Source organism: Bacillus cereus (assembly GCF_002577405.1).
GTDB classification, from domain to species: Bacteria; Bacillota; Bacilli; order Bacillales; family Bacillaceae_G; genus Bacillus_A; species Bacillus_A cereus_AU.
This window is the reverse complement of sequence record NZ_NULR01000025.1, coordinates 1-14,699: the sequence shown is the minus strand read 5'-3', so window position 1 is coordinate 14,699 and position 14,699 is coordinate 1. Positions and strand designations below refer to the sequence as shown.

Genomic DNA, 14,699 nt, shown 5'->3' with positions numbered 1-14,699 from the left:
CATCGCGTTTCAGCGACTTTTATAATTTAACATTTTTCGTTAAATCCGTCAACAACTTTTTTCTTTCGTTCCTGACGACGCTTATTAATTTACCATACTAATAACTCCTTAGTCAACACTTTTTAAAAAAATGCCAAAATAATTTTATCTTGGCATTATATAAAGCTTAATAACCACTAATGCAGCAACTCCAGGTAGGCCTAATAAACTCGTTATTGTTGCTGTACCCACATTAATCGGGATATGAAAATCAAAATATGTTCCTACAACATTTACGATAAAGAGTAATGCAATTCCTAAAGTAACATGAAAGAGCACCTTCCCTATAAAACGTAACGGTTTAGAAGAGACACCAAAAACAAGAAAAATAAAAACTAGAGCAAGAATACCAACAATAATAATTGTAGAGTTCATTTTTTCCTCCTTATGAATGACCTATACATATCTATTTGTATGGGACAAGACAACAAAAAAGAACAATTAACCATGTAACCCCTGTCGGTTCATCTTACTAATCCTTGATCACACAACCCATCAGAACCCTCAATAATTCTTTCAAAACGAAACAACCTCTCAGTTTTAACACACAAAATAAAAAGGTCCTGCTTAAAAAGCAGAACCTTTTACCATTGCTCCATTTTTACAGGGCGACGCTTTGCTTCTTTTAACAAGAAGAAATATTTCGCCTCTGCTATTTTCAAAGAACAAAGCACATCTTGAGATGGTTCAACGCTTTGTTCGACCATCTTCTTCTGACGTAACCATTCATTCTTCACTTTTTCCAATAGTACAATTAACTTATCATCATACTCTTTACGCAATTTACCCTTCTTTTGAAAGAACATTTTTGTTTCTCCTCTTATACTTCTCTACGACCTTCTAACGCTTTTGACAGTGTTACTTCATCTGCATATTCTAAATCTCCACCAACTGGTAGACCGTGTGCAATACGAGTTACTTTAATACCTGTCGGCTTTAAGAGGCGGGATATATACATCGCTGTAGCTTCCCCTTCAATATTAGGGTTTGTTGCTAGTATCACTTCTTGTACCGTTTCATCATGCAGTCGCTTTAAGAGTTGTGGGATATTAATGTCTTCTGGTCCAATTCCTTCCATTGGAGAAATGGCACCACGTAACACATGATACACCCCTTGATACTCTTTCATTTTTTCCATCGCAATTACATCTTTCGGTTCTTGTACGACACAAACAACCGATTGATCTCGATGTGAATCATCACAAATATAACAAGGATCGCGGTCAGTGATATGTCCACATACAGAGCAATATGCTAAGTCTCGCTTTGCATTCACAAGCGCTTTCGCAAAACCTAGTACATCATCTTCTTTCATATCTAATACGAAGAACGCCAATCGAACCGCTGTTTTCGGTCCGATTCCTGGCAACTTCATAAAACTATCAATTAATTTTGAGATTGGTTCTGGATAGTGCATATATCAATATCCTCCTAGAACATTCCACCCGGTAAGTTTAAGCCTTTTGTAAATTTACCCATTGTAGAGTTTGAAAGCTCGTCAGCCTTTTTAAGTGCATCGTTCGTTGCAGCTAATACTAAATCTTGTAACATTTCGATATCTTCTGGATCTACAACTTCTTCTTTAATTTTCACTTCAAGAACTTGCTTATGACCGTTTGCAATAACAGTAATCATTCCGCCGCCAGCTGTACCTTCAACTGTTTTTTCGCCAAGCTCTTCTTGTGCTTTCGCCATATCCTTTTGCATTTTTTGCATTTGTTTCATCATATTATTCATATTTCCCATTCCGCCACGCATCATAATTAATTCCTCCTAATAATAATTATTCTTTTATTTCAATAAGTTCTTGTCCTACTAATTTTACTGCTTCTTCTATGAGAGGATCTTCCTTTTGCTCTGAACCTTCTTCAGAATCCCCGCCTTCACGTTGTAAAAAGTCTTCACGAATTTTACCCCATTCACTTTTCGGGATAGCAATCATATTTAACCTTTTACTTAGCAATTCAAAAAGAATTTGTTCCAGCGTATCCATTGCTTCGCGATTTTCACTCGCCATTTTACAATGAATCTCATATTGAAATGCCAATACATAAGTATCATCTGAAGCCGCTACTGGCTCACTATTTTCTAGTAAAACAGCAAATGCCACTTTGTTATACGATTTGAGTCTTCCTAACAACTCACCCCATACGGCTTTTAATTGTTCTAACTCTTGACGCTTCGCCTGCTTCAACACTTCATTTACACGTCCGACAGGAATTTTCATACTTCCTGTCCGTACTGGTTTTGGTGTTGCACGCGTCTCTCTTACTTCAGGTTGTACACCAGCTGGTACACCGTTCTTTTTCACTTGTTCTAATTCTTTCTCCAGTTGCTGCATTCTGTTCATAATTGCCTGTAAACGATCTGCACCGTTTGCTTGCATCATAAACTGCTGACACAGTTGTACCATCACAACTTCTAAGAAAATCCGCGGATGATTTGTCCACTTCATCTCTTGTTGTCCCTTACTCAGACTATGAATAATCTCATAGATGACTTCCGGCTGCATTTCTTCACTTAACACGCGGAATTGCTCATCTACAATTACTCGTTCTAGCATATGTTCTAGTTGTGGTGAAGTTTGATATAAAAGCATATCACGATAGTAGTAAATGAAATCCTCCATAAAGCGTACTGGATCCTTCCCTTTACTCATCATCTCATCTATGATACGCAATGCCCTTGATACATTATTTTCACGTATACATTCTACTAGGTTACCTAAATATTGCTGAGAAACAGAGCCCGTTACAGCTAAAACATCTTCTGTCGTAACCGCATCATCACTATAAGATATAGCCTGGTCGATAAGACTAAGCGCATCACGCATACCACCCTCGGCGGCACGCGCCACAATTTGTAATGCTTCCTCTTCTACTTGCGTACCCTCATTTGTCACAACCGTCGATAATCTCTCAACAATATCATTTACTGATATTTTTCGAAATTCAAATCGCTGACACCGTGAAATGATTGTAGGTGGGATCTTATGTGGTTCTGTTGTCGCTAAAATAAAGATAACATGTCCTGGCGGCTCTTCTAAAGTTTTTAAAAGTGCATTAAAGGCACCCATAGAAAGCATGTGAACTTCATCGATAATGTATACTTTATATTCTACAGCACTTGGAGCATATTTTACTTTATCTCTTATATCTCTAATTTCATCTACACCGTTATTTGAAGCCGCATCAATTTCTAATACATCTGAAATAGATCCTTGTGTAATCCCCAAACAAGAAGGACATTCATTACAAGGTTCAGCTACCGGAGCATGTTCACAGTTAATTGCTTTTGCAAATACTTTTGCAATTGTCGTTTTTCCTGTTCCCCTCGGACCAGAAAATAAGTAAGCATGTGAAACTTTCTCTTGAAGAAGGGCATTTTGCAACGTTTTTGTCACGTGCTTTTGACCGACTACATCTTCAAACTTTTGCGGTCTCCATGTTCGGTATAACGCTTGGTATGACACGAAAATACGGCCTCCCTCAAAGGTTATTATCTTATATATTATAACCCATTCTGTTTATAGTTTCCAAAAGTTATTTTCCATACAAAAAACCCACCTTTGTATTAAGGTGAGTTTTGTATACATATATAACTGCCGTGCACCTTCTGTCGATTACGTACCATAAGCGTTACTCAAGCAGTTAGCTCGGTTCAGGCACTCCTGCGGCACACGAGAAGACCCGCTTATTGCTGCTTCCTTCCGGACCTGACAAGGTTCACGGGGTCCCGTTGCGCAGGACCCAAACGTCAACACCACTTACTTAAGGCAGACCTTACAGCAACATAACCTCGAGAAGGGATTCGGCCTCGCTAGAGCGGATTGCGAGTATAGGGCACCGCTACCTCCCCGCTTAGCACGGCAAAGTTAAAACCAATATTCGGTTGCCTTCATTAAAGGCATTATTAGTATAACTTGTTTTTTTATAAAATGCAAATACGTTAATCCCCGTTACTTTCCCCTAATTTTTTTATCGCTTTTCTTTTTTTTCGAAGCTCCCTAAAAAAGTTTGTTAACAACATACCGCATTCTTCTTCTAATACACCAGCTACTACTTCACATTGATGATTAAAGCGTTCATCCGTTAACAAGTTCATCAATGTCCCTGCACATCCACCCTTCGGATCACTTGCACCGTATACTACTCGCTTCACTCGTGATAAAACAATTCCACCCGCACACATTGGACAAGGCTCTAATGTTACATATAACGTTGCATCTTCTAAACGCCATGTCCCTAATTTTTTGCAAGCCTCATCTATCGCTAACAACTCGGCATGAGCTATTGACCTTTGCTCTGTTTCCCTTAGATTATGGGCAACACTAATTACCTCACCATCTAACACTATAACTGCTCCAATCGGTACTTCTTGTATTTCCTCTGCCTTTTTAGCTTCTTCTATCGCTAGTTGCATAAAATAAATATCTTGATCTTGTTCCATAACATAGTCCTTTCATTACAAACAAAGTACATTTTTTCCATTTACTGCACATGGGATAACTTTTACAAATTCAATCCACCCTAAAAGAAATAGAGAGGAGATTACATATGAAAAATACTGCCTTGCTCATTATCGATATGATTAATGATTTTCAATTTTCCCATGGGCCCATCCTAGCCAAAAAGTGCGAAGCCATCACAAGCCCCATTTTACAATTAAAGAAAAAAATGAACTCTGTCGGCTATCCTATAATTTATGTTAATGATCATTATCAACTTTGGAGATCTGATATTGACCAACTGATTACTCATTGTACGAATAAGTATAGTGAAAATATAATTCATAAGATTGCTCCAAGTTCTGATGATTACATTTTTATTAAACCACATTATTCTGCTTTTTATGAAACACCTTTGAATTCTTTATTAGGGTATTTAAAAATAGAAAACTTAATATTAACAGGAGTTGCTGGGAATATATGTATCCTATTTACAGCTAATGACGCTCATATGAGGAATTATAACCTGTATGTACCACAGGATTGCATTGCCTCTAATAGCGACCAAGATAATATACACGCTTTAAAAATAATGGAAACTACATTAAAAGCAAATATAGCACCGTCATCGCAAATGAAATTTAATTAATACATATATCTATTTTCTAACTTTTTATATCAAATTAACCCGCTTGCTTCCCTCTTGTGCTACAATAATTCTGTTTTGTATTTTTAGTAGTCACAGTAAATCACTGATTGAAAGGAGGAAACAGCGTGACCGGAGTACCATTTATCACGGTTGAAGGACCAATTGGTGTTGGAAAAACTTCACTTGCGAAGGAAATTTCAACTCACATGCAACTCCACTTACTAAAAGAGATTGTTGATGAAAACCCTTTTTTAGGAAAATTCTATGAAGACATCGACGAATGGAGTTTTCAAACAGAGATGTTCTTTCTTTGTAATAGATACAAACAATTAGAAGATATTAACATAAAGTATTTGAATCAAAGGAAGCCAGTAGTAGCAGATTATCATATATTTAAAAATTTAATTTTTGCATCCCGTACATTAAAAAATTCTCAATATGATAAGTACATGCAAATCTATCGTATCCTTACGCAAGATATGCCTTTACCAAACGTCATCGTTTATTTAACAGCTAGCCTGGAAACATTACAAAAACGAATCGCAATGCGCGGAAGAGAATTCGAAAAAAATATGGATCCAAATTACTTACTACAGCTCACAAAAGATTATGAAACAGCCATGGATACTTTCAAAAAAGATCATCCAGACATTCCAGTATTGAAGTTTAACGGAGACGATATGGATTTTGTAAAAAATCCTGATGATTTAAATAACATCTTATCTGCCCTTCAAAATACTCTCTTAAAGGAGTCGAAATAACAATGAATTTAAGGCAAAAATACGATATACCAAATGATGCAGTAATCACTATTGCCGGAACGGTAGGTGTCGGAAAATCAACTATGACAACTGCATTAGCTAACGCTTTAGGGTATCGCACATCATTTGAAAAGGTAGATTCTAATCCATACTTGGACAAGTTCTATGCAGATTTCACACGATGGAGTTTCCACCTTCAGGTTTACTTTTTAGCGGAACGATTTAAAGAACAAAAAAGAATCTTTGAGTACGGCGGCGGTTTTGTACAAGACCGTTCTATCTATGAAGATACTGGCATTTTTGCAAAAATGCATCACGAAAAAGGGACAATGACAGAAACTGATTATGAAACATACAAAGGTTTATTTGACGCTATGGTCATGACTCCTTACTTCCCTCATCCAGACTTATTAATTTACTTAGAAGGTTCTTTTGATGATATTGTTGACCGTATTCAAGAGCGTGGTCGTCCAATGGAACAACAAACACCAATTGAGTATTGGAAAGAGATGCATGGACGTTATGAAAACTGGATTAATAATTTTAATTCATGTCCTGTTTTACGCTTAAATATTAATGAATACGATATTTTAAAAGATGGCGATTCCATCGAGCCAATCATAAAAAAAATCGGCCATTTTTTAAAACAATCACGTAAACTTGTAAAATAAAAAACCCGTGCATATGCACGGGTTTTCCTATTAAATTACTTTTTCTTTTTTGTTGGAGCAATAATTTCACTCTCAGGTTTTCCAGCATTAATACGCTGACGAACGGTACTTGTACTAATGTCATACGTTTCAGCAATCTCTTTAACAGTCATTTCTTTCCCATTAATCACTGCTGTTAATACTTTCCCTGTACGTTTTGGAGCTGTCTCTTTTTCCACAGCTGTTTTTTCAACTTTGTTTTGCACCGCTACTTCTTTCACAGCTTGTTTTGCTTGTTTTACATCACAAGTGCAACCACAAAGTTTACGGAATGTATCATCACTTATAGTGCGAGATACATTTGCACCACTGTTTAAAATTCTATTGTTCTTACAAACAGGACATTGTACATAATATAAAGTTTTTCCATCTAAAGGAAACGTTTGTATAATAAGATCCATGTTAACTCCTTTCATATCTATGAAGATAATCATCGGAATATGAGTGTGTAATAAGGACAAAATCGCCTTACACCATACTTTATGATTGGTTTTAAAATAAAAACTCGTTACGTGTTGGTAACGAGTTCTCCAATCTCCACTTATATGCGCTGTTGTCAATTATATCTGGAGGAGGTAGAGGGATTCGAACCCCCGCGCGACTCTCGCCGCCTGTCGGTTTTCAAGACCGATCCCTTCAGCCAGACTTGGGTATACCTCCATATTGACATCCAATATAATATCAAAAGAAAAACAGTTAGTCAACCCTACTAAAATAAATTATAAGGAAAGGAAAATTTTACTTTCCCTCTCCTATATTATAGTACTGACAACGCTCATAATTACCAATCACTCATACCGATGAATGTTTAAATTTACTTAATAACTGTTTTTCCTCCCATATAAGGGCGAAGAACTTCTGGAATTATAATTGTACCATCTTCTTGTTGGTAGTTCTCTAAAATAGCTGCCACCGTACGTCCGATTGCAAGACCAGATCCATTTAATGTATGAACATGTTCTGGTTTTCCGTTTGTTTCACGACGGAAACGGATATTTGCACGTCTCGCTTGGAAAGCCTCAAAGTTACTACAAGAAGAAATTTCACGATATGTGCCATAGCTTGGAATCCATACTTCAATATCGTATTTCTTCGCTGCTGTAAATCCTAAATCGCCTGTGCACATGCTCATAACGCGATATGGCAACTCTAATAATTGTAACACGCGTTCTGCATCATTTGTTAGTTTTTCTAACTCTTCATAAGAATCTTCTGGTTTTACGAACTTTACAAGCTCTACTTTATTGAACTGATGCTGACGAATTAAGCCACGTGTATCACGGCCAGCTGAACCTGCTTCAGAACGGAAGCAAGAACTAAATGCAGCATATCGTATAGGCAATTGCTCTTTATTTAAAATTTCATCACGATGCATATTCGTTACAGGCACTTCTGCTGTTGGAATTAAGAAGTAATCTTCACTTTCAATACGGAATGCATCTTCTTCAAACTTCGGAAGTTGTCCTGTTCCTGTCATACTTGCACGATTTACCATATACGGAGGTAATACTTCTTCATATCCATGTTCGTCAGTATGAAGATCAAGCATAAAGCTAATTAAAGCACGCTCTAATCTTGCACCAGCACCTTTATAAAATACGAAGCGGCTTCCTGTTACTTTCCCCGCACGTTCAAAATCTAAAATTCCCAAATCAGTAGCAAGATCCCAATGCGGTTTTGGTTCGAAATTAAATTCTTTCACTTCTCCCCAAGTACGTGCTACTACATTATCATCCTCTGTTTCGCCAACTGGAGCAGACTCATGAGGGATATTCGGAATAGATAACATTAATCTTTCTAAGTCTTCTTCAACTGTACGAAGTTCATTATCAAGATCTTTTACTTTTTCCCCAACTTCACGCATTTCTAGAATTAGGGCTTCCGCATCTTTCTTTTCGCGCTTCAATACAGAGATTTGTTGAGATACTTCGTTACGTTTACTTTTTAGTTCCTCTGTTTGAACAAGTAACTCTCTTCTTCTCGTATCCAGCTCTTCAAAGCGACCGAAATCTGTTAAATCTTCGCCTCTATGCTGTAACTTTGCTTTTACTTCTTCAAAATTCGTACGTAAAAATTTAATATCAAGCATTATATACTCCTCCTTTTATTTTATAAAACACAAAAAACTCCCGTCCCTATATAAAGGGACGGGAGTTAACCCGCGTTGCCACCCTAGTTGAAAGCATTCCGCCTTCCTCTCAAGTAGAAATAACGGCTCTTCACCGGGAATGCTTACTAATCATAAAGATATTCCACATTCCATTCCAGGATGGATTCACAAACTGTTTCTATCGATTTCCACCAACCATCGACTCTCTATAAGAAACGACATTTGTTACTATTTCCTATCAACACGCTTATTTTATAAAATTGTTACCATCAATTTACTATAATCTTATACAAGTTGCAAGTTACTTATACAACTTTTTTCATTTTCGCTTCTTTTACCATTTCGACGAAGTATGCTGTCACACGATGATCATCCGTTAATTCTGGATGGAATGAAGCGGCTAAAAATTGATCTTGTCTTACCGCTACCATTCGGTCGCCATGTGTAGAAAGTACTTCGACATCATCAGCTACATTTACAACATACGGAGCACGAATAAATACACCAACAAAATCTTCTCCCACACCTTTAATTGAAAGTGCGGCTTCAAAGCTATCCTTTTGGCGTCCAAACGCATTGCGTTCAACTGTAATATCCATAGCACCAATATGCGCTTCTTCATAGCCAATAAGTGTTTTCGCAAGAAGAATCATACCTGCACATGTACCAAACATTGGTTTACCAGACTTCGCGAATGTACGAAGTGGTTCCATAAAAGCATACTTATCAATAAGACGGCGCATTGTTGTACTTTCACCGCCCGGTAAAATAAGACCATCAATCTCTTCAAGTTGCTCTATACGCTTTACAACAACAGCTTCTGCACCACTTGCTTCAACTGACTTTACATGCTCACGAACTGCACCTTGAAGACCTAGTACACCGATTTTCACCATTTTAAAGTTCTCCTTTAATTACCATCCACGCTCTTGCATGCGTTGTTCTGGTAATAACGTTGAAATTTCGATACCTTTCATTGCATTACCTAATCCTTTAGAAAGGCTTGCAATTAGTTCGTAATCCTCATAATGAGTTGTCGCTTCAACGATTGCACGCGCAAATTTCTCTGGGTTCTCTGATTTAAAGATACCAGACCCAACAAATACACCATCAGCACCAAGTTGCATCATTAACGCTGCATCTGCTGGTGTTGCTACACCACCTGCTGCAAAGTTTACAACTGGTAAACGACCAAGTCGTTTAATTTCAAGTAGTACTTCATAAGGAGCACCAGTATTTTTTGCATATGTCATTAACTCATCTTCACGTAGACTTGCAACTTGACGGATTTCTGCATTGACTTGGCGCATATGACGCACTGCCTCTACAATGTTTCCTGTTCCTGGTTCGCCTTTTGTACGAAGCATAGATGCACCCTCTGCAATACGACGTGCAGCTTCTCCGATATCACGGCAACCACATACAAACGGAACTGTGTAATCACGTTTATTTAAATGGTATACTTCATCGGCAGGAGTTAATACTTCACTCTCATCGATATAGTCTACCCCTAATGATTCTAATACACGTGCTTCTACAAGGTGACCGATACGGCATTTTGCCATAACCGGAATTGACACCGCACCCATAACTTCTTCAACAATTGTTGGGTCTGCCATACGAGAAACGCCACCTGCTGCACGAATATCTGCTGGTACACGCTCTAATGCCATAACAGCAACTGCGCCTGCCTCTTCTGCAATTTTTGCTTGTTCGGCGTTAATTACGTCCATAATAACGCCGCCTTTTTGCATTTCTGCCATTCCACGTTTTACACGTTCTGTCCCTGTTACATTTGTCATGTACAAAAACCCCCCTAGGTGAATTGCTTTCCCCCGTTAAAGGCGAAAATTAAGAATACTCTTACATTCTACCACTAACTATCAGATGCTTGTCCACTACTTTTTCATAAAGTCGGTATGAAAAATAGGAATAAGAAAAAGCTCCTACAACGAGGAGCTTTTAAAACCAACCTTTTACTGTATCAACAGCACTATTCCATATACCACTAAAGAAAGAACCAATTCCGCGCATAGAACGAGTAAACCACCCAGCTTCTTCTACTGCCGATTTTGTTACAAGGTCTACTTGTAATGACTTACCAGATAAAAATCCAGGATCATTCGTATCTTTCGGTGTGATTACCAATTGACCAAGCGCGGCACCTTTTTTAATAGGTGCTTCCTGTCCCTTACTTGCTTCTTTTATTTCTGTTTTATAAATATCTTTGCTTCCTTTTGGCATTGGAAGTGAAACAGCTTGTTTCGTTTGAACCGCCACATCTTTATCTTTCGCATTTTCAACTCGTACTGTCTCGTTTCCTTTTACTGAAGAACCTTTGTCATACATTTTCTTCATTTCAAAGTTAGCAAAGCCATAATCATATAATTTCTTTGTCTCATCAAAGCGTGCTGTATGAGAATTTGTTTTAATAACTACAGAAATAAAACGCATTCCATTTCTTTCAACCGTACCAGTGAAACAATCCCCTGCTTCTGGAGTCGATCCTGTTTTCAGACCATCCACACCATCATATTCCTTAATCAAGCCTTTTAACATCCAGTTCCAGTTCGACATTCCAAATTTCTCTTTGTCTTCACGGAAGGTTTTTTTCGGAATTTTTGCTGTATCTAATACTTTTGGATAATCTTTAATTAGATGTTGCGCTAAAATTGCAACATCCTTCGCAGACATCTTATTTTCTTCATCCGGTGCTGTACCCGCAGGATGCATTCCTTTTAAATCTTTATTTGTTAAACCCGTAGAATTGACAAATTTATAATTTTTCAATCCTAGTTCTTTTGCCTTATCATTCATCATTTTTACGAAATCGACTTCTTTACCTGCAATTGCTTCTGCTAATGCAATTGTTGCACCATTTGCAGAAAAGATTGCCATTGCTTCATACAATTCTTTTACTGTATAAGAGCCACCATTTTCTAATGCCACATTTGATAATGAAGCATCTTGTGAAACTTTATATGCGTATTCAGAAACCTTAATTTTTTGATCCCACTTAAGTTTTCCTTTATCCACTGCTTCATGAACTAAATATTCACTCATCATCTTTGTCATACTAGCAATTGATAATAATTCATCTGCATTCTTTTGATATAAAATTTTCCCTGAATTCGCTTCGACTAAAATTGCTGCACCTGCTTCAATGTTTAAAGCAGCTCCTGTTTCCGCTGATGCATTACTATATGGTAACAACATGCTACAAGCTAGTGTAAGCACTGTTACTAACGCAATGAATCTTTTGCAAAACATACCTTTCACTTTTGCAACCCCCAATATCTATGTACTCACATAACCGTTATTCTAACATAACCAAAAAAAAATAGACAGAGATATCAAATCTCCGTCTATTTGTATATAAGACATTATAATGAGTAGTTTGGAGCCTCTTTTGTAATTTGTACATGGTGAGGATGGCTTTCAAGTAAACCAGCACCTGACATACGAATGAATTGCGCATTCTCACGTAAGAATTCTAAATCCTTTGCTCCGCAATATCCCATACCTGCACGTAACCCACCAACTAATTGATGGACTGTATCTGCTAAAGGTCCTTTATATGGTACGCGTCCTTCGATACCTTCTGGAACAAGTTTTTTGTTTCCTTCTTGGAAGTAACGATCTTTACTTCCTTTTTCCATCGCTCCAACAGAACCCATTCCACGATATACTTTAAATTGACGACCTTGGTAAATTTCAGTTTCTCCAGGGCTTTCAGCAACACCAGCAAACATACTACCTAACATAACAACGTGTGCTCCTGCCGCTAAAGCTTTAACCATATCACCAGAGTACTTAATACCGCCATCAGCAATAACTGGAATGCCGTGTTTACGGGCTTCTGTTGCACAATCATAAACTGCTGTTAATTGTGGTACGCCAACGCCAGCTACAACACGTGTCGTACAAATAGAACCTGGTCCAATACCAACTTTAACTACGTTTGCACCAGCTTCGATTAATGCTTTTGTCGCTTCAGCTGTAGCAACATTTCCAGCAATAATGTTTAGCGCTGGATATTTTGCACGAACTTCTTTTACTTTTTCAATAACACCTTGAGAATGTCCATGAGCTGTATCAAGAACAATTGCATCTACCTGTGCTTTTACTAATGCGTCGATACGAGTCATAGCATCAGCTGTTACACCAACTGCTGCTCCGACTAATAAGCGTCCTTGCTTATCCTTTGCAGAGTTTGGAAATTCAATTACTTTTTCAATATCTTTTATTGTAATAAGCCCTTGTAATACACCGCTATTATCAACAAGAGGAAGCTTTTCAATTTTATACTTTTGTAGAATCTTTTCAGCTTCTTCCAGTGTAGTACCAACTGGGGCTGTAATTAACTGTTCTTTTGTCATTACGTCAGAAATTTTGATTGAGTAGTCTTGGATGAAGCGCATATCACGGTTTGTAATAATACCAACTAATTTTCGCTCATCTAAATTATTTACAACTGGTACACCTGAGATACGGTATTTCCCCATAAGGTGTTCCGCATCATATACTTGATGTTCTGGAGTTAAAAAGAATGGATCTGAAATAACGCCGCTTTCAGAGCGTTTTACTTTGTCAACTTGCTCTGACTGTTGCTCAATAGACATATTCTTATGGATGATTCCTAAACCGCCTTGACGAGCCATTGCAATAGCCATATCAGCTTCTGTTACTGTATCCATTCCTGCACTAATTAACGGGATGTTTAACTGTAAGCTTTCAGATAAAACTGTTTTAACACTTACTTCTCTTGGTAATATATCTGACTTTGCTGGTACAAGTAATACATCATCAAAAGTCAAACCTTCTTTAACAAATTTAGTTTCCCACATAATTGTTCCCCCCATGATACCAGAAATTATTATTAGTAGCTTATCAATTGGTTAAAATACTGTCAAGAAAGTATATATATGTTAGAATTTTTAGACAATAAAAGGAGCGTAATATATGCATCATACACCTTGTGCTTGGCAGCAATTAAGTTTCTTCTTTTCATCTCAAAATGTACAACGTTATCTTGCCCGTTGTTATGAAAAATCCTCAATTCAAGATGCCGAAAAAAAAAGTTTTGAAAATTGTTATCCATTTATTTATTACTTAGAACACGGTAAAAATTATTATGAATTATATAAGACAGCTCCATTTTCCATTCAGCCAATGTTGTTATTTTATGGAATGGGTCAACTTTTTAAAGCTTGTTTATTAACCATTAATCCAAACTATCCAGAATCAACAACCGTTCTAGCACATGGGGTGACAACCCGTAAACGAAAAAAACAAGGATATCAATTTTTAGAAGACGAGGTAAAAATACAGAAAAATGGACTATTTACTCACGCCGCAGAACAGCTGTTTCACATGAAACACTTGGAAACGGAAAAGTTTAGCATGTTAGAACTAATGGGAAAAATCCCTGAGTTGCAACAGTTATTTCGCTATAATCAAAAAGGAACAACATTATATAAAATCGATTCAACAAATAAAAACGAGCTCTCTTTTTCAGTCAACATACTAGATCGATTACATATGACTAAAGAGAGGTTTTCTCGTTACATCGAGACAACTTGTAAGCATTTATCAATACAACACGTACCTGAAAAAAATAATGAATCGAATGTGTTTTTTTCAGCGCCTATTCAATCATGGAATCCTATGTATAGTACTCCTTTATATTATGAGTATCTTACTAATACTTATTATTTACCGCTTACGACCGACCCTAGAAATCCTAAGCCTGTATTACCTGAACTTCTCGTTCATTATTTATTGCTCTATAATTTAAGCATGATTTCTAGGTATGAAACAGATTGGTGGTATGACTTACTTGGAAGCTATGGTTCTGAAGATTATCCATTTATTTATCAATTCCTTAATATTTCTGCTCGAAAAATCCCTTATTATATTTCGGCATTTTTACTAACAGAATCCAACCTATTTCATGGGAAATAAAAAAACACGAGTCAAATGA

At 37.1% G+C, this 14,699-nt stretch carries 16 protein-coding genes, 1 tRNA gene, 1 other RNA gene and 1 other annotated feature; of the genes, 4 read left to right on the top strand and 14 right to left on the bottom strand.

Annotated elements, in window-relative coordinates:
- Window positions 1-144: 144 nt before the first annotated feature.
- From COC96_RS24835 to tadA, 7 genes are all read right to left on the bottom strand, one after another.
- Window positions 145-414 (bottom strand): pro-sigmaK processing inhibitor BofA family protein, encoded by a 270-nt coding sequence (locus tag COC96_RS24835; protein WP_098269781.1) that lies wholly within the window; start codon window positions 412-414, stop codon window positions 145-147.
- A gap of 209 nt (window positions 415-623) precedes the next feature.
- Window positions 624-845 (bottom strand): YaaL family protein, encoded by a 222-nt coding sequence (locus tag COC96_RS24830; RefSeq protein WP_088233332.1) that lies wholly within the window; start codon window positions 843-845, stop codon window positions 624-626.
- A 14-nt stretch (window positions 846-859) separates the two neighbouring features.
- Window positions 860-1,456 carry a recombination protein RecR gene (gene recR / locus COC96_RS24825; protein ID WP_097905675.1) on the bottom strand — a complete coding sequence of 199 codons (597 nt, stop codon included), beginning with the start codon at window positions 1,454-1,456 and terminating at the stop codon, window positions 860-862.
- Between the two features lie 14 nt (window positions 1,457-1,470).
- Window positions 1,471-1,797, bottom strand: a complete 327-nt coding sequence (locus COC96_RS24820; protein WP_170956690.1) for a YbaB/EbfC family nucleoid-associated protein — start codon at window positions 1,795-1,797, stop codon at window positions 1,471-1,473.
- A gap of 25 nt (window positions 1,798-1,822) precedes the next feature.
- A complete protein-coding gene (gene dnaX, locus COC96_RS24815) occupies window positions 1,823-3,511 on the bottom strand; it encodes a DNA polymerase III subunit gamma/tau (protein ID WP_098269782.1) in 1,689 nt (562 codons plus the stop codon).
- Window positions 3,512-3,643: 132 nt separating this feature from the next.
- Window positions 3,644-3,908, bottom strand: an RNA gene (ffs, locus tag COC96_RS24810) — signal recognition particle sRNA large type.
- A gap of 79 nt (window positions 3,909-3,987) precedes the next feature.
- Entirely contained in the window at window positions 3,988-4,488 is a 501-nt protein-coding gene (tadA, locus tag COC96_RS24805) for a tRNA adenosine(34) deaminase TadA (protein WP_098269783.1), read from the bottom strand.
- A gap of 107 nt (window positions 4,489-4,595) precedes the next feature.
- On the opposite strand from tadA, the gene COC96_RS24795 reads away from it, so the two are divergent.
- The 3 genes from COC96_RS24795 to COC96_RS24785 all read left to right on the top strand — a co-directional run bounded on the left by COC96_RS24795 (window position 4,596) and on the right by COC96_RS24785 (window position 6,567).
- The gene (locus COC96_RS24795; protein WP_098269784.1) at window positions 4,596-5,135 is read left to right on the top strand and encodes an isochorismatase family cysteine hydrolase; all 540 of its coding nucleotides are present in this window, start codon (window positions 4,596-4,598) and stop codon (window positions 5,133-5,135) included.
- Window positions 5,136-5,260: 125 nt separating this feature from the next.
- Complete coding sequence (locus COC96_RS24790) at window positions 5,261-5,896, top strand: deoxynucleoside kinase (protein WP_098269785.1); 636 nt, start codon at window positions 5,261-5,263, stop codon at window positions 5,894-5,896.
- Window positions 5,897-5,898: 2 nt separating this feature from the next.
- Entirely contained in the window at window positions 5,899-6,567 is a 669-nt protein-coding gene (locus COC96_RS24785; protein WP_098269786.1) for a deoxynucleoside kinase, read from the top strand.
- Between the two features lie 35 nt (window positions 6,568-6,602).
- Here COC96_RS24785 and COC96_RS24780 read toward each other — a convergent pair whose 3' ends face one another.
- From COC96_RS24780 to guaB, 7 genes are all read right to left on the bottom strand, one after another.
- Window positions 6,603-7,007: a DUF3797 domain-containing protein gene (locus COC96_RS24780; protein WP_000364211.1), complete on the bottom strand. Its 405-nt coding sequence runs from the start codon at window positions 7,005-7,007 to the stop codon at window positions 6,603-6,605.
- Between the two features lie 166 nt (window positions 7,008-7,173).
- A tRNA-Ser gene (locus tag COC96_RS24775) sits at window positions 7,174-7,266 on the bottom strand.
- Between the two features lie 154 nt (window positions 7,267-7,420).
- Window positions 7,421-8,695 carry a serine--tRNA ligase gene (gene serS, locus COC96_RS24770; protein WP_098769571.1) on the bottom strand — a complete coding sequence of 425 codons (1,275 nt, stop codon included), beginning with the start codon at window positions 8,693-8,695 and terminating at the stop codon, window positions 7,421-7,423.
- Between the two features lie 51 nt (window positions 8,696-8,746).
- Window positions 8,747-8,967: a binding site (T-box leader), on the bottom strand.
- Between the two features lie 54 nt (window positions 8,968-9,021).
- Window positions 9,022-9,612, bottom strand: coding sequence for a pyridoxal 5'-phosphate synthase glutaminase subunit PdxT (pdxT, locus tag COC96_RS24765; protein WP_098269788.1), 591 nt, complete (start codon window positions 9,610-9,612; stop codon window positions 9,022-9,024).
- 18 nt (window positions 9,613-9,630) lie between these two features.
- The gene (gene pdxS / locus COC96_RS24760) at window positions 9,631-10,518 is read right to left on the bottom strand and encodes a pyridoxal 5'-phosphate synthase lyase subunit PdxS (RefSeq protein WP_000186157.1); all 888 of its coding nucleotides are present in this window, start codon (window positions 10,516-10,518) and stop codon (window positions 9,631-9,633) included.
- 160 nt (window positions 10,519-10,678) lie between these two features.
- Window positions 10,679-11,986, bottom strand: coding sequence for a serine hydrolase (locus tag COC96_RS24755; protein WP_141436513.1), 1,308 nt, complete (start codon window positions 11,984-11,986; stop codon window positions 10,679-10,681).
- Window positions 11,987-12,099: 113 nt separating this feature from the next.
- Window positions 12,100-13,563 (bottom strand): IMP dehydrogenase, encoded by a 1,464-nt coding sequence (gene guaB / locus COC96_RS24750; RefSeq protein ID WP_098269789.1) that lies wholly within the window; start codon window positions 13,561-13,563, stop codon window positions 12,100-12,102.
- Window positions 13,564-13,678: 115 nt separating this feature from the next.
- Here guaB and COC96_RS24745 point away from each other — a divergent pair, with 115 nt between their 5' ends.
- A complete protein-coding gene (locus tag COC96_RS24745; protein WP_098769569.1) occupies window positions 13,679-14,680 on the top strand; it encodes a YaaC family protein in 1,002 nt (333 codons plus the stop codon).
- Window positions 14,681-14,699: the final 19 nt, after the last annotated feature.

Bases quoted from the DNA above. Each gene is read 5' to 3' on its own strand.
- COC96_RS24835 (WP_098269781.1), bottom strand. From the start codon at position 414: ATGAACTCTACAATTATTATTGTTGGTATTCTTGCTCTAGTTTTTATT.
- COC96_RS24830 (WP_088233332.1), bottom strand. From the start codon at position 845: ATGTTCTTTCAAAAGAAGGGTAAATTGCGTAAAGAGTATGATGATAAG.
- recR (WP_097905675.1), bottom strand. From the start codon at position 1,456: ATGCACTATCCAGAACCAATCTCAAAATTAATTGATAGTTTTATGAAG.
- COC96_RS24820 (WP_170956690.1), bottom strand. From the start codon at position 1,797: ATGCGTGGCGGAATGGGAAATATGAATAATATGATGAAACAAATGCAA.
- tadA (WP_098269783.1), bottom strand. From the start codon at position 4,488: ATGGAACAAGATCAAGATATTTATTTTATGCAACTAGCGATAGAAGAA.
- COC96_RS24795 (WP_098269784.1), top strand. From the start codon at position 4,596: ATGAAAAATACTGCCTTGCTCATTATCGATATGATTAATGATTTTCAA.
- COC96_RS24785 (WP_098269786.1), top strand. From the start codon at position 5,899: ATGAATTTAAGGCAAAAATACGATATACCAAATGATGCAGTAATCACT.
- COC96_RS24780 (WP_000364211.1), bottom strand. From the start codon at position 7,007: ATGGATCTTATTATACAAACGTTTCCTTTAGATGGAAAAACTTTATAT.
- serS (WP_098769571.1), bottom strand. From the start codon at position 8,695: ATGCTTGATATTAAATTTTTACGTACGAATTTTGAAGAAGTAAAAGCA.
- pdxT (WP_098269788.1), bottom strand. From the start codon at position 9,612: ATGGTGAAAATCGGTGTACTAGGTCTTCAAGGTGCAGTTCGTGAGCAT.
- pdxS (WP_000186157.1), bottom strand. From the start codon at position 10,518: ATGACAAATGTAACAGGGACAGAACGTGTAAAACGTGGAATGGCAGAA.
- COC96_RS24755 (WP_141436513.1), bottom strand. From the start codon at position 11,986: ATGTTTTGCAAAAGATTCATTGCGTTAGTAACAGTGCTTACACTAGCT.
- guaB (WP_098269789.1), bottom strand. From the start codon at position 13,563: ATGTGGGAAACTAAATTTGTTAAAGAAGGTTTGACTTTTGATGATGTA.
- COC96_RS24745 (WP_098769569.1), top strand. From the start codon at position 13,679: ATGCATCATACACCTTGTGCTTGGCAGCAATTAAGTTTCTTCTTTTCA.